The sequence below is a fragment of the Symbiobacterium sp. genome (assembly GCF_040797425.1).
Classification (GTDB): Bacteria; Bacillota; Sulfobacillia; order Symbiobacteriales; family Symbiobacteriaceae; genus Symbiobacterium.
Map to the genome: position 1 here is coordinate 1 of NZ_JBFNEH010000045.1, position 22366 is coordinate 22366.

The 22366-nt window shown below is 70.3% G+C and carries 24 protein-coding genes and 1 pseudogene; 8 read left to right on the forward strand and 17 right to left on the reverse strand.

Features of this window, described 5'->3' with window-relative positions:
* The first annotated feature begins 484 nt into the window (after nucleotides 1-484).
* Nucleotides 485-910, forward strand: coding sequence for an Hsp20/alpha crystallin family protein (locus AB2385_RS13225; RefSeq protein WP_367655487.1), 426 nt, complete (start codon nucleotides 485-487; stop codon nucleotides 908-910).
* Between the two features lie 279 nt (nucleotides 911-1189).
* On the forward strand, nucleotides 1190-1579 hold the full coding sequence (locus AB2385_RS13230; RefSeq protein ID WP_367655488.1) for a thiol-disulfide oxidoreductase DCC family protein: 390 nt from the start codon (nucleotides 1190-1192) through the stop codon (nucleotides 1577-1579).
* An 88-nt stretch (nucleotides 1580-1667) separates the two neighbouring features.
* Here AB2385_RS13230 and AB2385_RS13235 read toward each other — a convergent pair.
* Both AB2385_RS13235 and AB2385_RS13240 read right to left on the reverse strand, forming a co-directional pair.
* Nucleotides 1668-2507, reverse strand: a pseudogene (locus AB2385_RS13235) (aldehyde ferredoxin oxidoreductase C-terminal domain-containing protein); the annotation flags it as partial.
* A 17-nt stretch (nucleotides 2508-2524) separates the two neighbouring features.
* Nucleotides 2525-3874: an aspartate aminotransferase family protein gene (locus tag AB2385_RS13240; RefSeq protein ID WP_367655490.1), complete on the reverse strand. Its 1350-nt coding sequence runs from the start codon at nucleotides 3872-3874 to the stop codon at nucleotides 2525-2527.
* Between the two features lie 510 nt (nucleotides 3875-4384).
* On the opposite strand from AB2385_RS13240, the gene thrC reads away from it, so the two are divergent.
* Nucleotides 4385-5506: a threonine synthase gene (gene thrC, locus AB2385_RS13245; protein ID WP_367655491.1), complete on the forward strand. Its 1122-nt coding sequence runs from the start codon at nucleotides 4385-4387 to the stop codon at nucleotides 5504-5506.
* 91 nt (nucleotides 5507-5597) lie between these two features.
* Here the strand turns inward: thrC and AB2385_RS13250 are convergent, their stop codons facing one another.
* Nucleotides 5598-6110, reverse strand: coding sequence for a mismatch-specific DNA-glycosylase (locus tag AB2385_RS13250; RefSeq protein ID WP_367655492.1), 513 nt, complete (start codon nucleotides 6108-6110; stop codon nucleotides 5598-5600).
* Nucleotides 6107-6757, reverse strand: a complete 651-nt coding sequence (locus AB2385_RS13255; protein WP_367655493.1) for a hypothetical protein — start codon at nucleotides 6755-6757, stop codon at nucleotides 6107-6109. The genes AB2385_RS13250 and AB2385_RS13255 overlap by 4 nt, the downstream gene beginning before the upstream one ends.
* Before the next feature lie 133 nt (nucleotides 6758-6890).
* Here AB2385_RS13255 and AB2385_RS13260 point away from each other — a divergent pair, with 133 nt between their 5' ends.
* A complete protein-coding gene (locus tag AB2385_RS13260; protein WP_367655494.1) occupies nucleotides 6891-7772 on the forward strand; it encodes an NAD(P)-dependent oxidoreductase in 882 nt (293 codons plus the stop codon).
* 101 nt (nucleotides 7773-7873) lie between these two features.
* On the opposite strand, the gene AB2385_RS13265 is transcribed toward AB2385_RS13260, so the two are convergent.
* From AB2385_RS13265 to AB2385_RS13310, 10 genes are all read right to left on the reverse strand, one after another.
* The gene (locus tag AB2385_RS13265; RefSeq protein WP_367655495.1) at nucleotides 7874-8803 is read right to left on the reverse strand and encodes a tetratricopeptide repeat protein; all 930 of its coding nucleotides are present in this window, start codon (nucleotides 8801-8803) and stop codon (nucleotides 7874-7876) included.
* Between the two features lie 62 nt (nucleotides 8804-8865).
* Nucleotides 8866-10386 carry a DUF4129 domain-containing protein gene (locus AB2385_RS13270; protein ID WP_367655496.1) on the reverse strand — a complete coding sequence of 507 codons (1521 nt, stop codon included), beginning with the start codon at nucleotides 10384-10386 and terminating at the stop codon, nucleotides 8866-8868.
* A complete protein-coding gene (locus tag AB2385_RS13275) occupies nucleotides 10383-11621 on the reverse strand; it encodes a DUF58 domain-containing protein (RefSeq protein ID WP_367655497.1) in 1239 nt (412 codons plus the stop codon). Before AB2385_RS13275 ends, AB2385_RS13270 begins: the two co-directional genes overlap by 4 nt.
* On the reverse strand, nucleotides 11618-12577 hold the full coding sequence (locus AB2385_RS13280) for an AAA family ATPase (protein ID WP_367655498.1): 960 nt from the start codon (nucleotides 12575-12577) through the stop codon (nucleotides 11618-11620). Before AB2385_RS13280 ends, AB2385_RS13275 begins: the two co-directional genes overlap by 4 nt.
* A 73-nt stretch (nucleotides 12578-12650) precedes the next feature.
* Nucleotides 12651-13871, reverse strand: coding sequence for a serine hydrolase (locus AB2385_RS13285; protein ID WP_367655499.1), 1221 nt, complete (start codon nucleotides 13869-13871; stop codon nucleotides 12651-12653).
* 145 nt (nucleotides 13872-14016) lie between these two features.
* Nucleotides 14017-14307, reverse strand: coding sequence for a YfhL family 4Fe-4S dicluster ferredoxin (locus AB2385_RS13290; RefSeq protein WP_367655500.1), 291 nt, complete (start codon nucleotides 14305-14307; stop codon nucleotides 14017-14019).
* 237 nt (nucleotides 14308-14544) lie between these two features.
* The gene (locus AB2385_RS13295; protein WP_367655501.1) at nucleotides 14545-15063 is read right to left on the reverse strand and encodes a 2-oxoacid:acceptor oxidoreductase family protein; all 519 of its coding nucleotides are present in this window, start codon (nucleotides 15061-15063) and stop codon (nucleotides 14545-14547) included.
* Nucleotides 15060-15890 (reverse strand): 2-oxoacid:ferredoxin oxidoreductase subunit beta, encoded by an 831-nt coding sequence (locus AB2385_RS13300; protein WP_367655502.1) that lies wholly within the window; start codon nucleotides 15888-15890, stop codon nucleotides 15060-15062. The genes AB2385_RS13295 and AB2385_RS13300 overlap by 4 nt, the downstream gene beginning before the upstream one ends.
* Nucleotide 15891: 1 nt before the next feature.
* A complete protein-coding gene (locus tag AB2385_RS13305) occupies nucleotides 15892-17043 on the reverse strand; it encodes a 2-oxoacid:acceptor oxidoreductase subunit alpha (protein ID WP_367655503.1) in 1152 nt (383 codons plus the stop codon).
* Entirely contained in the window at nucleotides 17036-17263 is a 228-nt protein-coding gene (locus tag AB2385_RS13310) for a 4Fe-4S dicluster domain-containing protein (protein WP_367655504.1), read from the reverse strand. Before AB2385_RS13310 ends, AB2385_RS13305 begins: the two co-directional genes overlap by 8 nt.
* 269 nt (nucleotides 17264-17532) lie before the next feature.
* Between AB2385_RS13310 and AB2385_RS13315 the strand changes: the two genes are divergently transcribed.
* The 3 genes from AB2385_RS13315 to AB2385_RS13325 all read left to right on the forward strand — a co-directional run bounded on the left by AB2385_RS13315 (nucleotide 17533) and on the right by AB2385_RS13325 (nucleotide 19624).
* Entirely contained in the window at nucleotides 17533-17772 is a 240-nt protein-coding gene (locus AB2385_RS13315) for a 4-oxalocrotonate tautomerase family protein (RefSeq protein WP_367655505.1), read from the forward strand.
* A gap of 144 nt (nucleotides 17773-17916) precedes the next feature.
* Nucleotides 17917-18198: a hypothetical protein gene (locus AB2385_RS13320; RefSeq protein ID WP_367655506.1), complete on the forward strand. Its 282-nt coding sequence runs from the start codon at nucleotides 17917-17919 to the stop codon at nucleotides 18196-18198.
* Nucleotides 18182-19624, forward strand: coding sequence for an FMN-binding glutamate synthase family protein (locus AB2385_RS13325; RefSeq protein WP_367655507.1), 1443 nt, complete (start codon nucleotides 18182-18184; stop codon nucleotides 19622-19624). Before AB2385_RS13320 ends, AB2385_RS13325 begins: the two co-directional genes overlap by 17 nt.
* 78 nt (nucleotides 19625-19702) lie before the next feature.
* Here AB2385_RS13325 and AB2385_RS13330 read toward each other — a convergent pair whose 3' ends face one another.
* From AB2385_RS13330 to AB2385_RS13340, 3 genes are all read right to left on the reverse strand, one after another.
* Nucleotides 19703-20128: a hypothetical protein gene (locus AB2385_RS13330; protein ID WP_367655508.1), complete on the reverse strand. Its 426-nt coding sequence runs from the start codon at nucleotides 20126-20128 to the stop codon at nucleotides 19703-19705.
* 179 nt (nucleotides 20129-20307) lie between these two features.
* Nucleotides 20308-20754, reverse strand: coding sequence for a TlpA disulfide reductase family protein (locus tag AB2385_RS13335; RefSeq protein ID WP_367655509.1), 447 nt, complete (start codon nucleotides 20752-20754; stop codon nucleotides 20308-20310).
* A 23-nt stretch (nucleotides 20755-20777) separates the two neighbouring features.
* Entirely contained in the window at nucleotides 20778-21320 is a 543-nt protein-coding gene (locus tag AB2385_RS13340) for a peroxiredoxin (RefSeq protein WP_367655510.1), read from the reverse strand.
* A gap of 264 nt (nucleotides 21321-21584) precedes the next feature.
* Here AB2385_RS13340 and AB2385_RS13345 point away from each other — a divergent pair, with 264 nt between their 5' ends.
* Nucleotides 21585-22346, forward strand: coding sequence for a patatin-like phospholipase family protein (locus AB2385_RS13345; protein ID WP_367655511.1), 762 nt, complete (start codon nucleotides 21585-21587; stop codon nucleotides 22344-22346).
* Nucleotides 22347-22366 lie beyond the last annotated feature (20 nt).

Genomic DNA, 22366 nt, shown 5'->3' on the forward strand with positions numbered 1-22366 from the left:
CCTTTTTCTGGACACTCCCGACAGACAGCGGCCTGCTCGAGCCCTGTCAGAGGTCGCCAGCGAGACCCCGGATGACTGGCTCGTGGTCTGTTGACGACGGGCAAGGGCCGGATGGACCCGGCCACTGTCAAGAAAAAGCACCCTGCCAACAGAGGGGACGCCTTTTTCTTGACACTCTCGGCCGCCACCGGCCTGCTCGAGCCCTGTCAGAGGTCGCCGGCGAGACCCTGCATGACCTGCCTGCGGTGGTAACAGGCACCGGCCGGACGAACGTGGGAAGTGTCTCCAACCAGCAGCGATTGAAGGAGATTGAGCGCGAAAGAGTTCGTTTGCGGCCGGTAGTGCGCCTCATCAGACCGCCACCGCGGCTGCCGTTTGATCTTGACTTTCTTTGACCTTTGCGTTGAAGCCGGAGGCGGTGCCATATTTAAGGCAGGAAGCGGTCCCGAGGCTTCCAGAATCCACGGCAGAAAGGGGTATGGCCATGATGTTCTACCCGATGCGTCGGTGGAATCCGTTCGATATGCTCGACCGGATGATGTCCCAGTGGGAGCAGTACTTCTTCGGCGGCCCCTGGCCTGCCCTACCGTCGATGCCCACGCCGCAGCTGGACGTGCAGCAGGGTGAACAGGAGACTGTGATCCGGGTGGCAGTGCCCGGGGTCAGCCCAGAGGACCTGAGCGTCAGCGTGGACGGCGATGTTCTGACCATCAAGGCTGTGCACCGCGGGGTGCAGCTGGACGGTGGCGACGGCCGCGAGGCCGTGGCCACCTTCGAGCGGTCCTTCACGCTTCCGCCCAGCATCGACCCGGACAAGGTGACCGCGCGGTACACCCACGGTGTGCTGGAGATTCACCTGCCCCGGGCCGAGGGCCGTCGGGGCAGGCAGATCCCCATCGACCTGGCATGAGGAGATCCGTCGGAGCCAGCAAATTCCCATCGACCTGGCATGAGGAGACCCGTGGGGCCCGCCTCCTCCTCCGGAGGCGGGCCCCTTGCGTTACCGTGCGCCTCGAACTCCTGGCCGCCGGAGCGGTCCGGCGCGCCGCCGTCCGTACCCCACCACAGCGGCCCGGCCAGGAGTCGTCGGGGCGTCTCCTGACCGGTGCCCGGCACATCACCGTACCCGTGCAGTCCCCACGCGTGCGGCCGTGTATAATGGCAGAAAGGGACGCGGGAGGTGCGTGCCGTGCAGCCGATCATCGTGTTCTACGACGGGTGGTGCCCGCTCTGCACCACGGCCCGCCGGCGCCTGGAACGGCTCGACTGGCTGGGAAGGCTGCGGTTCGTCTCCATCCGGGACCCGGGCGTGGCCGAGCGGGCGGGGATTCCGCCGGAGCGGCTGGCGGCGCGCCTCCACGTGCAGTTCGTCCGCACCGGGCGGTGGGCGGAGGGAATCTGGGCGGTGGCGGCCATCGCAGCGCGGCTCCCCCTCCTCTGGCCGCTGTGGCCGCTGCTCGTCCTGGCCGGACTCAGCGGCCTGGGGCAACCCGTCTACGACTTCGTCGCCCGAAGGCGCGCGATCGTGCCTGCGGGACAGTGCGAAGAGCACGGGTGCCCGCTGCCGAACCGGCAGTGACAGACGCGCAACCGCCCCCAATCGGAAGGGGGGCAGTTTCTTTGCGCTGGTGTGCGACGGAAGCGCCTCGGTTCGCAGGACAGCACCGTCAGGCCGACTCGGCCGGCTCCGCCACGGCGTCGATGAGGTCGTCCAGTCCCAGCATGCGCAACCGCTCGGCCGACGGGCGGGCGGTCTGCGGGTTCCACCCCATCGCGGCGAAGTAGTCCCGCCGCAGCGTCTCCACGTCCACCGTGAAGCCGGCGTGGGGCCCCGCCTGCAGGGGCGGGCTTCCGACCACACGGGGGTGCGCCGTCCATTCAGCCATGTTGTGCCCCTCGCGCAGGTTGAAGGCGTGACGGATGTTGGCGATTCGCTCGCCCGCCAGCCTCCACCGTTCCAGATCCCAGGGCTCGCCGGTGACGGCGGTGAGAAAATCGGTGACAAAATCCACCTCGTACGACATGTAGCCGAAAGCGCAGACGCCGGCGCAGTTGACCACGTGACCCAGCGACATCAGCGTCCGGTGGAACTCGCCCAGCCCGGCCATCTCCTCCCGCGGGGGCGCCGGGTTGATCCCCTTGGCGTAGAGCCCCGGCGCGTAGAGGGCCTGCATGTGCGTGCCCGGGGCGTCGTCCAGCAGGAAGGAGACCATGTAGGTGGGGGCGAGCTTCGGATCGTGCATGCCGGGCTCACAGCCCATCACGTGGACAGCGAACCGCTCGGCGCCCCCACCGATGCGCTCGGCGGCCCGCTTCACGCAGTCGGCCAACAGGTCTCCCAGGCCGCGCCGCTCGCCGATCATCTCGGTGAGCCACACAGCGGCCTCGCTGCTCCCCCACTTCAGTTCAACACCGCCTGTGTCCTGCTTCGTGATCAAGCCGTGTTCATAACACTCCATGGCGAAGGCCACGGCGGTGCCGGTCGAGATCGTGTCGAGGCCGAACCGGTTGAAGAGTTCTCATCCTATGGCTTCCGGCGATCCCCTTCCTGCCGGATCACCCGGTCGTAAACATCCACCAGCCGGTCCACCTCTTCCTCGGTGATCACCAGCGGCGGGGTGATCATCAGCGTGTCGCGGTACGGGGCGATGCCGGTGATCACGCCCTCCCGGAGGCAGGCGGCCTCGACGGCGAAGCGGAAGGGCTGCTCCCCCTCGGGGAACCGCTCCCGGGTCGCCCGGTCCCGCACAAGCTCCGCCGCCACCATCAGCCCCCGGCCCCGCACCTCGGCGATGTAGGGGTTGTCCCGGGCGATGAGCGCCTGCTTCAGCCGCTCGCCCATGCGGGCCGCCCGCTCCGCGAGCCCCTCCGACTCGAGGATCTCGATATTCTTCAGCGCCACGGCGCAGGAGACGGGGTGGCCGGCGTAGGTGAAGCCGTGTTCGAAGGGGAAGTCGGCCTCGGCGATGGCCTCGATCACTTGCTCGCCCACCAGCACGGCCCCCAGCGGCAGGTAGCCGCTGGTGAGTCCCTTCGCGGTGCACATCAGGTCGGGCACCACGCCGAACTGCTCGCAGGCCCAGAGGGTGCCGGTACGGCCGAAGCCGGTCATCACCTCGTCCAGGATGAGCAGCACGCCGTACCGGTCGCAGATGCGCCGCACGTGCTGCAGGTAATCGTCGGGCGGCACGATGATCCCGCCCACCCCCAGGATCGGCTCCGCCAGGAAGGCGGCCACCGTCTCCGGCCCCTCGGCCAGGATCCGCTCCTCCAGCAGGGCCGCGTAGCGGGCGCCGGCCTCCGGGTCGTCCGCCCGGTAGGGCCCCTCAAAGGTGTCGGGCGACGGGATGTGCACGAAGCCGGGGACCAGCGGGTCGTAGTAAGCCCGGTGCGCCGCGAAGGCCGTGGCCGAGAGCGCTCCGAGGCTGTTGCCGTGGTAGCCGAGGTCCAGACAGATGATCTTGTGGCCCTCCTTCCGCCCCCTGGCCCGCTGGTAGAGCCGGGCGATCTTCACCGCGGTCTCCACCGACTCGGCACCGCCCAGGGTGAAGAAGACCTTGCTGAGCCCCCTCGGTGCGAGGGACGCCAGCTTCGCCGCCAGCCGCACCGCCGGCTCGTTCGAATACTGAAAGTAGGTGTGGTAGTACATGAGCCGCTCCATCTGGGCGGCGGCCACCGCGCCCAGTTCCTTGCGGCCGTAGCCGATGTTCACCAGCACCATGCCCGCCTGCGCGTCCAGGTAGGCCCGGCCCTCGACATCGTAGACGGTCGAGCCCTCGCCGCGAGTGATGATGGTGGTCCCCTTCCGGGCAAGATCCCGGAAGCGGACCTCGTTGTGGATGAGGTGCCGCAGGTCCAGCTCGTGCAGGTTCAAGCGATCTCCTCCTCTGCTCACGCCCGGGATCCGGTGGCTGCCGCCGCGGGTACGCAGACTGCCGGCCCCCATTGTACCCCGCGCCGGGCAGACTGGCCAGTTGAGCCGGCGGCCTCGCGCCCGGAACCGACCGCCGCCGCGGGGGCAGCCACAACGTTCGGGCGGGCCGCCGCCGTGCCACTGCAGAGGGCCGCCCCGCCCTGCAGGCTGCTCAGTGGCTCCGGCCCAGCGGCCGGCGGCCCGGCGATCATGGGCAGGGAACCGGTCCCGGGCGCAGCCGCCAGCTGTGCACCCGATCACACCGGCGCCGGCGGAAACTCACGGTACCCTCCGCAGGGCGGACAGGTCGTAGAGCCGGGAGGGAACAACCACCCTTCCGCGCCCTCTCCGCTGACCAAAACGGCGGAAGGATCCCAGAAGTTGCGCTTTCCCGCATAAACGCCGCATCTCACCACGCCCTTGCCCCCGCCGGGAACACATCCCTACACTGGTGGCAGGAGGTGGACATGCATGCTCACGTGCAGCCGCTGCAAGCAACAGTACCCCGAGACCGAACCCCGCTGGCGCTGCCAGTGCGGCGCCTATCTGCTGCTGGAGTCCGACCGGATGTTCACCCGCGACGCCCTCCTCCATCGGCCTCCCACCCTCTGGCGCTACCAGGAGGCGCTGGGCATCGAACGGAGCGAGCACGTGGTGTCGCTGGGCGAGGGCTTCACCCCACTGACCGCCGACGAGCTTTTCGGCCAGCCGGTCCTGCTCAAGCTGGACCAGCTCAACCCCACCGGATCGTTCAAGGACCGCGGGTCCACGGTGATGATCAGCAAGCTGAAGGAATGGGGCGTGCCGGAGATCGTGGAGGACTCGTCCGGCAACGCCGGCGCGTCCATCGCGGCCTACGCGCGCCGGGCCGGCATCACGGCCCGCATCTTCGTGCCCGAGTCCACCTCCGCCGGCAAGACCGCACAGATCCGCATGTACGGGGCGGAGCTCGTGAAGGTGCCCGGTTCCCGTGAGGACACGACCCGGGCGGCGCTCGCCGCGGCGAGCCAGACCTTCTACGCCAGCCACAACTGGAGCCCCTACTTCGTCGCCGGCCTGAAGACCCTCGCCTACGAGATCTGCGAACAGCAGGGCTGGCAGGCACCCGACTGGGTGGTCACGCCCGTCGGCGGCGGCAGCCTGGTGCTGGGGCTCTACCTGGGCTTCGCGGACCTGGTGCGGGCGGGGCTGATCCCGCGGGCGCCCCGCATCGCCGCGGTGCAGGCAGCGGCCTGCGCCCCGGTCTACCATGCGTGGAGGCAGCGGCTGGACGATGTCCCGGCGGTGGCCAAGCAGGACACGGCGGCCGAGGGCATCGCCATCGCCCGGCCGGTGAAGGGCCGGAGCATCCTCGAGGCCCTCTACCGGAGCGAAGGCGTCGCGCTCACCGTCTCGGAAGAGGAGATCTGGGCGGCCACGCACGCGCTCGCCGAGAAGGGAATCTTCGTCGAGCCCACCGCCGCCGCTGCCCCCGCCGCCGTCCGCCATTTGAAGGCAAAGGGGCTGACGGACGCAGGGTCCCGCGTGGCGGTCGTGCTCACCGGGATCGGCCTCAAGGCCACAGACAAGTTCCTGGCGCACCTGGGAACCTGACGCGGCGCATCCACGCAGGTCGGGCACGCCGAGTCCGGAACACGCCCGGGGGTGGCGACGCCCATCTGCACCGCCACCCCCGGGCGTGGGGTCAGTCGCCCTCGATCAGCGCCCGCAGTTCCCGGTAGAGCCGCAGCTTCTCCGCCAGGGGCTCCCGGCTCCGCCCGCTGGGCGAGGCCGCCACGAAGTCCAGCACCCCCGGCACCACGGAGCCGGCCTGCAGCCCGTACGCCACCTGCGAGCGGCCGGTGAGGGCCTTGTAGATGCCCTTGCCGTTGTAGCAGGCCACCCGGGGCTTGTACCGGGAAAGCTTGGCCAGCAGCTCTGCCCGCCCGGCCCTCAGCTCCGCAGTCGAGAGGTCGCCGCTGGAGGGGGTGGAGCGCCCCACCAGGTCGGTGAGCCCGTAGCCCAGGTCCAGCAGCGCCCCGTCCTCGTGCGGCGCGTAGAGCCGGTCGGTCAGGCCCGACTGCCAGAGCAGCCAGTAGAAGCGGTTCCCGGGGTAGGCGTAGTAGTGCCCCTCCCGGGCCGAGGTCTCGCCGGGGTTGAACCCGACGAAGACCACCCGGAGCCCCGGGGCCAGGTAGTCGGGCAGGGCGCGGGTCATCGCCCGTCACCCCCGTGCCCGTCGGGTTGGGCGCCGGCAGCAGGGCCGTGTCCTCCGCCCCCGCCGGCGTCAGGTCCGGAGCCGGGGCCGGCGGCGCCGTCGTCCTCGCCTTCCAGCGGCGGCAGCTCCAGGGCGTCGAACTGCGCCGTGAGCCACTGCACGTGCTCACGCATCGCCTCGTCCTGCATCAGCAGTTCCCACGCCCGCCGGGCGGCGGCGACGAACGCCGGGTTCAGCTCGTCCACCCGGTACCGCTCGGGGAGCGGGCAGAGCCCCTTCGCCAGGAAGGAGTAGCGCATCTCCAGCGTGCCGTCGGGCCGCAGGTAGGGGAGCAGCGGGTAGGTGCGGCACTCGAAGGGGCGCTTCGTCCGGTCGCACAGCCGGGTGCACTGGAGGAAGGGCACCGCGTCGAACCGGCGCTGCCACGACGGGGCGAACTCGTACTCGTCGGTGCGGTGGAACTGCCAGCTTGTGAACGTTTCGGTGCCGTCGAAAAGCGGCAGCTCGCCGGGGATGAGGTAGACGCCCTCGTTGGGCGCAAAATCGGTGCAGCAGCGGTGCCCGCAGAGCGTGCCGCAGTCGAAGGGAAGCGGCGTCACGTCGGCCAGCAGTTCCCGGGCAGCGGCGATCAGGCGCAGGTCGACCATCCGTTCATCCCCTTTCTCTGTCAGCACTCTACCATATCCGGCTGCGGCCGCCCATCCCGGTGCGGTGGAATGTGGTACCATGGACGTGGGACAGCTAAGCAGCGGAGTCACCCTTCAGAGGAGGATTCACTCGATGGCAGACCTCGGATTCATCGGATTGGGACGCATGGGCCGGCACATGGCACGCAACCTGATCCGGGCCGGCCACACGGTCTGGCTGTTCAACCGGAGCCAGGCGGTGGTGGACGAACTCGTCGCCGAGGGCGGCAGGCGGGCCGCCAGCCCCGCGGAGGTGGCCCGGAACGCCCGGGTTCTCTTCACCTGCCTCTCCACCCCCGACGTGGTGGAGTCGATCCTGCGGCAGGCGCTGGAGGGCGCTAGGCCGGGCGACATCTTCGTCGACCACTCCACCATCGGCGTGAGCGACGCCCGCCGCCTCGCGGCGATGTGCGCCGAAAAGGGCGTGCAGTTCATCGACGCGCCGGTCTCCGGCGGCCCCTGGGGCGCCGAGGCCGGCACCCTCACCATCATGTGCGGCGGCGAGAAGGCCGCCTACGAGGCGGTGCTGCCCTACCTACAGGTCGAGGGCAAGAAGCTCTACCACCTGGGGCCGGTAGGCGCCGGCAGCGTGGCGAAACTCTGCAACAACCTGCTGGTGGGCATTCACGCCGCGGCCCTGGCCGAGGCCTTCGTGCTGGGCACCAAGGCTGGCGTCGACCCGAAGGTACTCTACGAGATCATCTCCGGCGCCACCGGCAACTCGGCGCAGATCGAACGGAACATCCCCAAGTTCATCTTCCCGGGCAACTTCGAGGCCGCCTTCTCCATCGACCACCTGCACAAGGACGTCGCCCTGGCGGTCACCCTGGCGAAGGAAGAGAACGTGCGGCTCCTGCTGGGGGCCCTTACGCAGCAGCTCCTGGAGGAGGCCCGGGCCGCCGGGTACGGCCAGCAGGACGAGGCCGCGCTCATCCGCCCGCTGGAGGAACTGACGGGCGTGAAGGTCCGGGCTTGAGCGAGGGGCCGGACGTCCACACAAGCAAGAAACCACCACGCCGGAAGCGGCTGGTGGTTTCTTCTTGCTCTTCTCGGTCACCTGGTCCGCCGGCTGGTGGTTCAGTGCACGTCCCCCGGCCGCGCTTTCGCCCACTCGGCCCAACCGGCCAGTTCGTCGGCTTCCGCCTCGCCGGTGAGCACCGCCGCCAGCGGCCCGAGCCAGGCCCGCCAGGGGTGGCCCTCCGCCCAGGCAGCCGCCACGTGGGGCTCCAACCGGAAACCGGGCGAGCGGACGCCGGAGTCGAGCAACTGGCGCAGGTGGGCGAGGGCCGGGAGCCGCTCGTCGGGGTCGCCGTAGACCACCTGGTAGAACCAGCACTCGGCGGCGTCTGCACTCGGCCGCCGCAGCGCCGGGTGAGACAGGGCGTGGCGCAGCGCCGTGCGGGCCTCGCCCGTGCGGCCGGCCAGGAAGAGCGCCCCCGCCAGGTTGGCCATGATGGCGGCGTTCTCCGGGTAGAGCGAGTGGGCCACCCGGTAGAGCTTGACAGCGTCCGCATAGGCCCGCTTCACGTCGGTGAGGAAGAGGGCGTACTTGAACAGGGCGTTCCGGTGCAGCGGGGCCACCGTGAGAGCGCGCTGGTAGAGCGACTCCGCCCGGTCGTGCTGCCCCCGCACCTCGGTGAGGAACGTGGCGTAGTTGGTGAGGTTGTTGGGGTGGGCGGGGTCCACCTCCAGGGCCCGGCGGTAGTAGCGCTCGGCGGCGTCCATGTCGGCCCGGGCGTGCTCGAGGAAGTCGGCGTAGTTGCCCAGCAGGTCCGGGTGGTTGGGTGCGCTGGCGAGGCCCGCCAGGTACTCGGCCTCTGCCCCGTCGTAGTCGCCGCAGGCCGTCTCGAGGTAGACGGCGTACCGGCCGCGGATCTCCGGGTCCTCGGGGTCGAGCGCCACGGCGCGCCGGTGGTAGGCCCCGGCCAAGTCAGGGCGGCCCCGGAGGCATTCGAGGAAGTCTGCGTAGTGGCTGAGCAGGCGTGCACGGGAGCGCGGTCGACGCACGGGGCCACCCCCTCGTCAGGCGGTATCTTTTCCCTAGTCTGTCCTGGCAGGCGTGGCGCCTGCTAAGAAGGCTTTCCCCTGCCCAGGGCCTGATGAATGCGGCGCCAGAGCTGGCGGGAGCGCTCAACCTGGCCCCCGGAGGCGGGGCCCGGCCCGTAGCGGACCTGCTGGTAGACCTCCACCATCCCGGCCACCGCCTCCGCCTCGTCCGGAACGGCCTCGGCCAGCGCCCGGCCGAACTCCCCCGCGGTGGCGGCCCGGCCGGGCTGGACGCCGCGCCGGCGCGCGTCGTCCATCAGGCGACGGAAGTACCAGCGGACGGCCGCTCGCGGCTCACCGGGAGGCCGGCCCCAGACGGGCAGCCGGCGTCCCAGCTCTCCGCTGCCGGCCAGCAGGCCGCGGGCCACCTCGGCCGCGCCCCGGCCGGCCAGGGCGGCGGTCCCGCGGAGGCCGCTCCACAAGGCCTGGAGCAGCGCCAGGTACAGGCGCGCCAGGGCCCGGAGCAGGGGCAGCAGCGGAAATCCGCCGGCCCGCTCCGCCGCCTGGCGCCAGGCGATGCGGGCAACCTGCGCCGCCAGGAGCAGGGCGGCGAGGGTCAGCACCGCCTTGAGCAAGGCCGGCACCCAGGGCGGAATGGTCACCGGTTCCACGCCCCACTGATCGAGCAGTTCCTCCAGACCGGGAAGCGGTTGCCACTCCGTTCCTTCCGCCGGCGGCGCCTCGGGGTAGAACTCGACATCCGCCAGCTCGAACCGGGGGATCAGACGCTCCACCGGCAGCCGGGGACCGGCCGGCACGAGGGCGGCCATGAGCAGCGGCAGCAGGAGGAGGGAGAGCGCCTGGGGCAACCAGCGGGCGAGCACGTCCGGCGGGGGGGTAAGCCCCTCCAGCCGCCAGTCGATCTCCTGCCGGAGCCGCGCCGCCAGGGCCAGGCTGAGGGCCGCCAGCGCCGCCAGCCCGATCAGGCCGGCCAGCACGGCGCGCCAGGAGATGGGCCATCGTAGGTCGGCAGCGGCGCCGAGCACGGGCAGGAGCCCCAGCAGCAGGGTGAGCAGGCCGGTGAGACCGAGCACACGGGCCCGCAGGGCGTCGAACGCCTCACCGTGGGGGTCGGCCATCACCCGCTCGCCGCCCGGGTCGGGCATCAGGCCGGGGTGGAGCGCCCCGCACAGATCGGCGGCCTTCAGGCCCCCGTACCACGCCAGCATCAGCAGGGGAACGCCCACCCACGGCTCGATGGCGGCGAACTCCCGAAGGGCCTCCAGCCCGAGGCCCGTCGCCGGGACGGTGGCGATGAGCTTGCTCAGCAGCAGGACCAGCGCGGCCTCCACGCCCCGGAGGAGCAGCGGCCGATCCACCTCCCGGACGTAGAAATACCCCTCGAAGAGGAAGCCCTCGACGGCCAGCAGGAAGGCCCACCAGCCGAGGCCCGGCAGCAGGGGCCTTCCGGCCACGGCCGACACGCCGGCAACCGTCAGCCCCACGGCGAGGGCGACCTGCGCGTTGAGGAGCAGGGGAAGCCCCACATCGGCCAGAGGGTGCAGGGGCACGCCGCGCACCTCGGGCCAGGGAAGCGGCTTCATCCCACCACCACCTCCCCCGGCCGGATCTCGCTGAGCCGCCACACGTGGTAGCCGTCACGGGCACCGGAGGCTCCGTCCAGCACGAAGAGCAGCACGGGCCGGCCCTCCCGGGGCAGCCGTGCGCAGAGGGCCGCGAGCGCGGGCGTCTCCCGGGGCGTGACGAGGCAGAGCAGCGTGCCCCGGGGCAGGAGCCGGGCGTGTTCGGCCACGGCACGGGCGAAATCCTGGCCGCTTGCGCCCTCGATGCGGGCCAGCACCTCCAGAATCGCCCCGACGGCCATGTCGCCCTGGCGCAGCGGCAGGAAGACGGACTGGGCCTCCGGACGCGCGGAGGCGGTCTCCGCGCCGGCGGGACCGGCTGCTTCTTCCGCGGGGACGGCCGCCCTTGCGGCAGCGTCGGCTCCGGTGGCGTCCGGGTCCACTCCCGTCGCCAGCAGCGCCACCTGCTGCCGCCGCTCCACCAGGTAATGGGCCAGCGACGCCGCGGCCGTCACCGCCAGCTCCGCCTGGGTGGCAAAGTGGTCGTAGTCTTCCCGGTTGAGGTTGAGGCAGACGCAGGCGGGCAGCAGCACCGCGTGGCGGTACTGGCGCGAGGCCAGCTGGCCGGTGCGGGCGGTGGCAGCCCAGTGGATGCGGCGCATGGGGTCGCCCGGCTGGTAGGGCCTGGCGCCGGCGATCCAGGCCGGGTCCTCGAAAAGGCGCGCCCGGGTCGCCAGGTCGCCCATGGGCAGCTGCGCGGGCAGACCCAGCTCCGGAAGCGGCACGACGCGCGGGTAGACCACGAACGGGGTCAGGTTGGCCAGCTCCCCCTGCACGCGGAAGAGGCCGAAGGGGTCCCCGGCGGTCCAGCGCAGGGGGCCGATGGCGTAACGCCCCCGCCGGCGGGCGTAGATGACGTAGCGCACCTCCGCCGTCTCCCCGGCCTCCAGGGTGCAGATGCCGCTGAGCGGCTGGGCCGCCAGCTCGACGGGCCGCGACTCCAGGTACTGGAGCCAGGAGATGGGTGCGCCGGTCGGGTTGCGGAAGCGCAGCACCACCGGCAGGGTCTCGCCGGCGAAGAGCCGGTCGTCTTGCAGCACCCGCTCCACCTGCAGCCGCCGGAGCCCCCAGCTGAGGGCGAGGCTGACGGCCAGCCAGAGCCCGCCCGCCAGGTAGACGAGCGCCCAGAGCGGCCGGCCGGGGATGAGGAACGCCAGGGCCACGAGGGCCCAGAGCCAGCCAGGCGGACGGGTCATGGCCGGACGGCCTCCACCGGCGGCTCCACCGTCGTGAGGGCGCCCTCCACCACCCGGGCGGCCGTGCGGCCCCGCAGGCGGCTCTCGGGCCGAAGCACGATGCGGTGGTCCAGGACCGGGTGAGCCATGGCCTTCACGTCGTCGGGCACCACGAAGACGCGCCCCCGGATGGCCGCCAGGGCCTGGGCGGCCCGGAACAGGGCGATCGAGCCCCGGGGTGATGCGCCCAGGGCGGCGTCGGGGTGCCGCCGGGTCGCCTGCACGAGGCTGGCGATGTAGCGGCGCACGTCGTCGGCCACGTGCACCTGGCGCACCGCCTCCTGGGCGGCGAGCAGTTCCGGCGGCGAGGCCACCGGTGCGAGCCGCTCGATCGGGTGGCCCCCCTGCAGGCGGGCCAGCATGGCGTCTTCCTCCTCCAGGCTCGGGTAGCCGAGCGAGAGCCGCAGAAAGAAGCGGTCCAGCTGTGCCTCGGGCAGGGGGAAGGTGCCCTCCTGCTCCACCGGGTTCTGGGTGGCGAAGACCAGGAAGGGGCGCGGCAAGGGCCGGGTCACTCCGTCCACGGTGATCTGCCGCTCCTCCATGCACTCCAGGAGGGCCGACTGCGTGCGCGGGGTGGCCCGGTTGATCTCGTCGGCCAGCACCACCTGAGCCACGATGGGCCCCGGGCGGAACTCGAAATCACCCGTCTTCTGGTTGAACACCGAAAGGCCGGTCACATCGCTGGGCAGCAGGTCAGGGGTGAACTGGATTCGGCTGAATGTGGCCCCCAGGCTGATGGCCAGGGCCCGGGTGAGCATGGTCTTCCCGGTGCCGGGCACGTCCTCCGCCAGGAGGTGTCCCTCGCACAGCAGGGCCACCAGCGCCTGTTCGATCACCTGCTCCTTGCCGATCAGCACCCGCCCCACGTTCTCCTGAATGCGCCGGGCCAGGTCGTGAACTGCGGTCAGATCCGCCACAGACTTCGTCTCCCTTCGGGGGTCAAGGTCACAGCTGCTGCTGGGTGTGCGGCGGCACGCGCGCAACCATCAGTCAGTCTGGACTACTCATTTCGTGATCAACCCCCTCCGGGCCTTCCGGCCGGTTCATCATGGCGTCCCAGGCAGCGGCGGCGATGCGCTGGATGGCGGTGTCGGCCTCGTACTCGACCCCGCCGAAGGTCAGCACCACCAGCAGGTAAGGCCGCTCCGCCCACACGATGGCTCCGTCGTGTTCGTAGCCCGCGTAGCTGCCGAACTTGTGGGTGACCAGTTCGGGCCGCGGCGTGCCGGCCTCGATGCGCCCGTGGTAGTCAACCCGGCGGAACGGACGCAGCAGTTCCTCGGCCAGTTCCGGGCGCTCCTGGCTCATCCGCCAGAAGTGCAGCCACCAGGCGGCCTCGTCACGGGCCGTCACCGGCGTTGAGCCCTCCTCCGTGCGGGTGACGGGACCGCCGATTTCGGTGGTGCACTTCAGCAGGCCGTCCCAGGTGAGGGTGCGGGCGAGCATCTTCACCGCCACATTGTTGGAGGAGATGATGGAACGGTCCACCAGGTTCCGCACGGTCCACTGGCTGCCGAAGGGCGCGTCTGCGAACCGGCCGGCCCCCACGGGCTCCCAGTCCGCCTCGGTGTAGGTGGTGGGCGTGTCCCAGGTGAGCTCGCCCCGGTCGATGGCCTCCAGCACACAGAGGGCCACGGGCAGCTTGAACGTGGAGGCCGGCAGGTACGGGTCGCGGGGCCGGAACTCATACCGGCTGCCGGTGGTCAGGTGCACCGCCACCACGCTCAGGCGGCCGGTGAACTGAGAGGCGATGGCGTAGACGGCCTCGTGCAGCCCCCGCCACTCCGCGGGCACGAAGGCCGGAGGTGCCGGCAGCCGGGGCTCCACCGGCTCGACGGGCATCGGCTGGTAGCCGGCCAGGGGGTGCGTGGCCTGCATGGCCCCCGCCCACCCACCGGAAGGGTCCGCCGCGTCCGGCCCCGGCTGGCCCGGCGCGTCCGCCGCGCCATCAGCCGCTTCGCGCGCATCGCCCGGATCCCACCGGTCTCCGCCCTGACCGGCGGACGGCTCCGCCGCGGCCTCCCCCGACTCCGCCGACTCGCCGCGGCCGGCCGTCACGGGCACCTCCACCTCCGCGCTGACCTGTGCGGCTCCGACCGAGCCTTCCGCCGGGTGGAACAGCAGATGGACGCCGGCGAGTGCACCGGCCAGGCCGAGCGCCAACACTCCCAGCACAACCAACACGGGCCGCGCCAACTTGCCCCATTCCACCGCAGGTTCACCCCTACCCATGTTCTCGCTAATCAGACGTTACCTGCGGCAGGTCAGTTGCGGCTGCTGTGAGACTGTTCTGACGCGCAAGGGTACGAAAAGAGGACGAGCCCGAGGCTCGTCCTCCAATCGTTTGCGGTGATGTTTACTGGCCGGGCTTCGTCCAGCTGTCGGTGTTCTTCATCTCGGTGCCAGGATGCATCCGGTTGAACTTGGCGGTCAGGCTGTCGATGTCGTCGGCGTGGTCCTCATCGAGGACGATGGCCTCCACCGGGCACACCGCGATGCACTGGGACTCGCTGTAGAAGCCGTAGCACTCGGTGCACTTGTCCGGATCAATCACGTAAATGGTATCGCCAGGGCTGATGGCCTCGTTGGGGCACTCCGGCTCGCAGGCGCCACACGAAATGCAAGTATCGATAATCTTAACGGCCACGGACTGTTCTCCTCCTTTGAGGCACACGCCTACATTCCTGTCGGTGTGCCGCCAGATTGGTCACTTTGGCCCAACGCGGCAGGCCGTGATATCGCTGAACACACCACTAGGATACCGTTAGGACTCGTATGAGTCAAGGGTTCCAGCCGTCGTTTCCTGGATGAGATTGGATATCAGTGAGAACCATTCTCAGCTGCAGCAGGCCCCCGGCCAGGGGCACACCCGGCCCCGCTCGGGCTACCCCCGCATCCCCGCCTCGAGGGCCCGCCGGTTGATCTCCTCCGTCCCCCGGGGCACGCTCTCCAGCACGGCCTCCAGCAACGCCTGGTCGGTCACCACACGGCAGATCCGGTTCAGGGCCCCCAGCGCCACGATGTTGGCCGTGATGGTGCGGCCGGTGGCCTCCCGGGCGAGGCGGGTGATCTCGACCCGGTGCACCGGGCCGTCCACCGCCGGCACCGCGTGCACGAGCATGGGGTCGACGATGAGCGTGCCGCCCGGGCGCAGCCGGGTGTGAAACCGGTCGGCCGCCTCCTGGGTCATGGCCAGCAGCACATCGGCCTGCGTCACCTTCGGGAAGTCGATCGGTTCGTCGTCCAGGATCACCTCGGCGCGGCTGGCGCCGCCCCGGGCCTCGGGCCCGTAGGACTGGGTCTGGGTGACCTCGAAGCCGTCCCGGACGGCGGCCCTGGCCAGGATGATGCCCGCCAGGATCATCCCCTGGCCGCCGGAACCCGAGAGCATGATCTGCTTCACTGCCCGTCACCCGCCTTCCCGATCACCGCATCGTACGCCCTGGTGTATTCGAGGCGCGGCCGGTGCCAGAGTTCGCCGATGACGATCTTGCCGGCCAGCTCCTCCGGGGTCATGGCGGCGGCCTTGCTCGCCGGCACCGACCGCTCCGCCATGCGCTGCATCATGCGGTACGCTTCGCCCAGCCGGTTCTTGCGGCCGTAGTACGTGGGGCACTGCACCACGGCCTCGATGAAGGAGAAGCCGTCGTTCTGCAGCCCCCTGGCGATGAGCTTTTCCAGCTGCCGGGCGTGGTAGGTCGTGGAGCGGGCCACGTAGCTGGCGCCGGCGGCCTTCACCAGCTCGCACAGGTCAAACGGCGTCTCGATGTTGCCGTACGGGGCCGTGGTGGCCAGGGCCTCGGTCGGCGTGAGCGGCGAATACTGGCCGCTGGTCATCCCATAGATGTTGTTGTTGAAGCAGACGCAGGTGATGCCGATGTTCCGCCGGGCGGCGTGGATGAGGTGGTTGCCGCCGATGGCCGCAGCGTCGCCATCGCCGGTGATGACGATCACGTGCAGGTCAGGATTGGCCATCTTGATGCCGGTGGCAAACGCCAGCGCCCGGCCGTGGGTGGTGTGGAGCGTGTCGAAGTTCAGGTAGCCGGTCGCCCGTGAAGAGCAGCCGATGCCGCTCACGATCACGGTCCGGTCCTGCGGGAGCCCGGTGTGGTGGATCGCCCGGATCAGGGCCTGCAGGGCGATACCGTGCCCGCAGCCGGGGCACCAGATGTGCGGCAGCTTCCCCAGGCGCAGGTAGCGGTGAACGGGGACCTTCTCTGCAGCGGCCACCTCAGCACACCTCCTCGATCGCGGCCAGGATCTCGTCCGGAGCCAGCGGCTCGCCGGAGACCCGGCCCACCGGAACCACGCGGGTGCTCCCGCGGGCGGCTCGCTCCACCTCCCGGGCCATCTGCCCGAGGTTCAGTTCGGGCACCACCACGGCGCGCCGGCCCGCGACGCTCGCCCGTACCCGCTCGTCGTGGAAGGGCCAGAGCGTGACAGGCCGGTAGAGGCCGACCTTCAGCCCCTTCGCCCTCGCCTCCCGCACCGCCCGGCGGGCTGCCCGGGCGGTGCCGCCGTAAGCGAAAACCACCACGTCGGCGTCGGCCACGTCCTGCTCCTCCGCCTCATAGACCTCGTCCAGGTGGCGGGTGACCTTGGCGGTCAGGCGGCGCACGGCGGCCTCCACCACCTGCGGGTTACTGGTGGGGAAGCCATCCTCACCGTGGATGAGGCCCGTCACGTGGAAGCGGTAGCCCATGCCGAAGTCGGGCACCACGGGCACGCCGTCGGGGCCGGGCCGGTAGGCCTTGTGCTCGCCCGGAGGCAGGGTCGGCCGGGCCCGGTTCACGACGGGCCCTTCCGCGGGGTCGGGCAGGGCAACCGATTCCCGCAGGTGGCCGATAATCTCGTCGGCCAGGAGGATCACCGGCATGCGGAAACGCTCCGACAGGTTGAAGGCCCGCACCGCCAGCCGGTACGCCTCCCCCACGGAGGCGGGGCAGAGCGCAATGGCGGCATAGTCGCCGTGGGCGCCGTAGCGCGCCTGCATCACGTCGCCCTGGGCCGGCGAGGTGGGCAGACCGGTGCTGGGCCCCTGGCGCTGGACGTTCACCACCACGCAGGGCACCTCGGCAGCCAGCGCGAAGCCCAGATTCTCCTGCTTCAGCGAGAAGCCGGGGCCGCTGGTGGCGGTCATCGCCTTCTTCCCGGCGAGGGAGGCGCCCACCACGGCGGCCATGGAGGCGATCTCGTCCTCCATCTGCACGAACCGGCCGCCGACCCGGGGCAACCGCTCGCTGGCGAGTTCGGCGATCTCGGTGGACGGCGTGATCGGGTAGCCGGCGAAGAACCGCATGCCCGCCGCCAGGGCCCCCTCCACGATGGCCTCGTTGCCCTGCATCAGGACCTTCTTGCGGGCAGGTCGGGCGACCTCAGGCATGGGCGGCCACCTCCTCCGCTTCCGTCACCGCGATGGCAAAATCGGGGCAGTAGATCTCGCAGTTGCCGCAGCCCGTGCACCGCTCAGCGGCCACCGCTTCGGCCTTCTGGCGCTCGTTCAGCCGCAGCACCTCTCTCGGGCAGAAGTGCACGCAGATCTCGCAACCCTTGCAGTAAGCGGAGTTCACCGCGATTGCGAAACGTCTCGGCGTCCGGGTCATCGGTGTCTCCTCCAGTCGGTGCTCCCCACTCTTTCAGCGTTCTGGCCTAATCGTAATCAATTTTGTTCTGAATGTGGTACCTATTAGATAGAGAGACCTATTGGGCCGGTCCTGTAGCGCCAAGGGACCACGTCCGGTCGCACCGGGTTAGGGCCGACGACCGTGTGAGGCGGTCTGTCATGACCCTGCAGAGGGCCCGCCCGGGGCGGATGCCCGGTTCGAAATCAGTCAGGCACGTTTCGGAAGGAACCGGTGGAGGGGCGGAGCGAATGGGGTGGTACGCCACGGGGAAGGAGGCTGACGACTTGCCGTACGTGAACATCAAGATCACCCGGGAAGGCGCCACGCCGGAGCAGAAGCGCCAGCTCATCGAAGGAGTCACCCGCCTGCTTCAGACGGTCCTGGGCAAGAACCCGCAGACGACCTTCGTGATCATCGAGGAAGTGGACACCGACAACTGGGGCATTGCCGGGCAGACCGTCACCGAGCGGCGCCGGCAGGGCCTGTGAAACCCGCAGCGCCCGGCCTTCCGGAGCGGAAGGTCGGGCGCTGTCGTATGGCGGTGCGTTGCTTCCGCCCGGACGGAAACAGGGTGTGGCCGGGCCCGGGTTGGGCAAACTGAACCCAGCAAAATCCGTCTGGAGGTCAGCGCCATGAACCCTGAGGAGCTGAAGACCACCTGCGCCTACATCGCCTCGGAACTGAGCCGCATCGAGACCGTGGCCGGCACGCTGGCCATGATCGAGCGGGAGCACTACAACACCCTGAACCGCTTCGACCACCGCGAGCTCCTGGAGGTCGCCGTGGAGGAGCAGAGCGCCGCCCGCCAGCTGGGCATGGTGAAACACGTCTGCGCCGAGCTCGTTCAGCGGGTGGCCGATCTCCAGAAGGCCATCGAGCGCCAGGGAGGGGCGGGGCATGCTCCGGCGCATTGAGAAGTGGCTCCGCGCGGCCATCGACGAGACGGTGGACCGTGCCCTTGTCCGGATGGTGCGAGACCCCTATGTGGAGTCCACCGCGGAGATGATGGCGACCACGCGCAAGGTCGGGGGCGTGAACGCCACGGAGATCATGATGCGGGCTGCCCAGGGAAGCCCTGTGCCGCGCCCCCTGGGCAGCCCCCTCCACCTCTCCCCGTGGGAGAAGCTTCTCTTCAGCCCCGTCCACCTCTGCCGCTTCCCGACGCCGGAGAACGTGCCCATCGACACTGCGGTGACCATCGGGCCGCGGGCCCGCCGGCCGCTCACTGTGGCCATCCCCATCCTCATCGCCGGCATGTCGTTCGGCGGCGCGCTGAGCAAGAAGGCCAAGATCGCCCTGGCCCGGGCGGCGACGCTGGTGGGCACGGCGACCAACACCGGCGAGGCCGGCCTGCTGGAGGAGGAGCGGGCGGCCGCAAGGCTCCTGATCGGCCAGTACAACCGGGGCGGCTGGCTGAATCGGCCCGAGCTCTACCGGCGGCTGGATGCCATCGAGATCCAGCTGGGCCAGGGGGCCCAGGGCTCCACCCCGCAGCGGACATCGGCCCGGCAGATCGGTCCCGACTTCCGGCAGGTCTTCGGCCTCGCCGAGGGCGAGGACGCGCTCATCCACTCCCGGCTGCCCGGCATCAACTCCCAGGAAGACTTCGTCCAACTGGTGCGCCGGCTCCGGGACGAGACCGGCGTGCCCGTGGGGCTGAAGATCGCGGCGACGCACCACCTGGAGCGGGAACTGGCCGTGGCCCTCGAGGCCGGGGTCGACTTCATCACCGTGGACGGTGCGGAGGGCGGCACCCACGGCGGGGCGCCCACGCTGCAGGACGACGTGGGCCTGCCCACGCTGTACGCCGTGGCCCGGGCCCGGGACTACCTCGCGCGCCAGATGGCCACCGGCGACGTCTCCCTGATCGCGGCCGGCGGCCTGATCACCCCCGGGCAGATGCTGAAGGCGATGGCGCTCGGGGCCGACGCCGTCTACACCGGCACGGCCGCCATTATGGCCCTGATCGGCGACCAGGTCACGGAGGCCGTGCCCTTCGAGCCGCCCACCAGCCTCGTGGTCTACACGGGGAAGCTGACGGAGCGGCTGGACGTCGACCGGGCAGCCCGGAGCCTCCAGCGCTTCCTCAATGCCTGCGTCACCGAGATGGAGCAGGTGGCGGTCACGCTGGGGCGCACGGCCCTGCGCGATATCGACCGCTCCGACCTCTGCGCGCTCGACCCGGTGCTGGCCCGGGCCACCGGGGTGCAACTGGGCCTGGTGGCGCCGGACCGGCAGCACCGCCTCTTCCCCGAACTGGACCCGGAGACCCTGCCCGAGCCGCTGCCTCCCACCGGCCCCGGCGTCGGACGGCCGCTTTCGCTGGAAGAAGTGCACTGAGGGCAGAGGCCGGCCCCGCGGGCGCCCGCTCCCTGAGCGCGCCAGGACCCCCACCCACCCGGGATGAGGGTCCTGCGTCTATTTGGAGAGCACCCGATGGCGCTGTGGCTCGGCGAACAGGCCCCAAGCGCGCAGGGCCTCGACAATGCCGTAGATCTGGATCGGCGGCATGGCCATGGCGCTGGCGAAGAAGGCGGTCCGGTGGTGGGACGGGTCGGCGTAGAAGGCCGTCACCAGGAAGTTCAGCCCCAGGTGGCCCACCAGGGTCACCCCGGCCACGCCGACGTACGAAAGCAGGAAGAGGGCGGCGCCCAGCCGGCGGTAACCTGAGAGCAGGGCCAGCAGGGCGGCCATGGGAGCCACCAGGGCCATGAAGGCGAGTGCGCCCTCGTACAGGGGGCCCGGGCGCCCCGACAGCCCGACCGTGCTCATCACGTGCACCGCAGCGGCGGCTACGTGGAGCACCAGCGCCGGCAGGAGATCTCGCAGCGTCTTCCAGCCCATGCCCTCGCCTCCTCGCGGCCTGGCCGCGCCAGCCCATCTGGCAGCAGTATACCAGCGCAGGGCGGGCCCGCCCATCAGTACGCTTGTGGATTCGGCACGGGCCTTTCTGGGGCCCCGGCCCTACGCCAGAAGAAGTAGCGGTCGCCTCGCATGGAGGCGACCGCCGTGGTGCGAAAGCATTATGCGAACAGCTGCGCCAGCTTGGGTCCGAGGTTCTGCAGCCCCTTGTCGCCGGCAGCCCGGAAGAAGAGGTTTCCCTGCGCATCGAAGAGAAAGAACGCGGGGACGAACTGGTTCTGGAACGCCTCGGCCAGCTTGTGCTGGTGGTCGAGCAGGACGGGCTGCGTCATCTTGTAGTGTTCGATGTCCCGTTCGACCTTGGCCGTGTCCAGGTCGCCCTCCTCTTTGGGCATGTGGATGGCGACCACCTTCAGCCCCTTCGGCTGGTACTGGTCCCTGAGCTGCGACACCTGGTCCATCACTTCGTGGCAGATGTGGCAGGAAACCGACCAGAAGTGGATCAGGACGGGGCTGCCCGCCAGAGCGGCGGGGTCGAACCCCTCGGCGTTATAGCGCCCGGTCTCCCCCTCCAGCGGAGGCATCGGGCTGCCGAGGCGCATGGGCATGCTGAAGACCTCCTCCTAGCTTGCTACTTGGCTTCCAGCAGGGCCTCGCCGGGCTTCCAGTTGGCCGGGCACAGGCCACCGGCCTGCAGGGCCTCCAGGACCCGCAGTACCTCGTCCACGTTGCGGCCGATGTTGTTGTCGTGGACCAGCTGGTACTTCACAATGCCCTCGGGGTCGATGATGAAGAGGCCGCGCAGGGCGACGCCCTCCTCCTCGATCAGCACGCCGTAGGCCCGGGAGACCTCCTTGGTGATGTCGGAAGCCAGCGGATAGTTGACGGGGCCGAGACCGCCCTTCTCCTTCGGCGTCTTGATCCAGGCCCGGTGCGAGTAGACGGAGTCGACGGAGACGCCGAGAATCTCGCAGTCGAGGTCCTTGAACTCCTGCACCCGGTCGTTGAAGGCGGTGATCTCGGTGGGACAAACGAAGGTAAAGTCAGCAGGATAGAAGAAGAGCACCAGCCACTTGCCGCGGTAGTCAGAGAGGCTCACGGTCTGGTCGAGCTTCTCCAGATCCTTGGTGGACAGCATGGTGAAATCGGGAGCGGGCTTGCCAACGAGGCGCATGAAATTGACCCTCCTTTTCATTTAGAACCACTCTAAGTGGCATCCGTAGTTAGTGACGCTCAAGCGCCCTGAAGGGTTACGGTCAAAATGTTTCGACTTTATCGCTCTGGCGCCACGGGCCACGCCTTCTGGCCCTGCGACGCACACCAGGACACAGTATCTCCCACGTGAAGCCATGCCATACTGGGCGCAGGGCGGCCCGAAAGGCGCCGGCCGAGGGCGCAGGGGCGACAGTGAACCAGGTTTTCTAAGGAGGCGATTGCGATGACGGAACGGGCGCTCGTACTGGGAGGCGGCGGCATCCTGGGCATCGCCTGGATGCTCGGGCTCTGGACGTCGCTGGCAGAGGCGGGAGTGCGGCTGGAGGATGCAGACCTGGTGGTGGGCACCTCGGCCGGGTCGGTGGTGGGCACGCTGGTGGCTGGAGGCGCCCAGCCCGCACAGCTCGCGGGGCTGGTACAGGCCGGACTGGCCCTCCCCCCGGAGGCGGTGGCGAAAGTGGCCACCGGAACCGGTCTCACCGAGGAGGAGTGGGTGGGCATCGTCGCGGCGCCGCTGGGCGGGGCGACGTGGCCGCCAAAGCCGCTGCGCATCTCCGCCGTGGACGAGGCCTCCGGCGAGGCCGTAATCTGGACGCGCGAGTCGGGCGCTCCGCTGGCCCGCGCCATCGCCTCCAGCTGCGCCGTACCCAACCTCCTGCCCCCGGTGACGATCAACGGGCGCCGCTACATCGATGGCGGCGCCCGGTCGGGCACCCATGCCGACCAGGCCCTGGGCTGCCGGCGGGTGCTCATCATCGCCCCCATGGGCGGACCGAAGTACGCCCTGGGGCACGAGATGCTGGAGAAGGAGCGCGCACAGCTCGAGGCGGCGGGCTCCCGCGTCCTGGTCGTCCTGCCCGACGCCAGGACGGAGCAGGTTTTCGGCGACAACCTGATGATTCCGGACCGCGCGCCTGACGCCGCGGCGGCCGGGCTGGAGCAGGGAGCGCGTCTGGCGGAGGAGGTCAGGGCCTTCTGGGGTTAGCCGGGGGGTCGAGCCCCGCG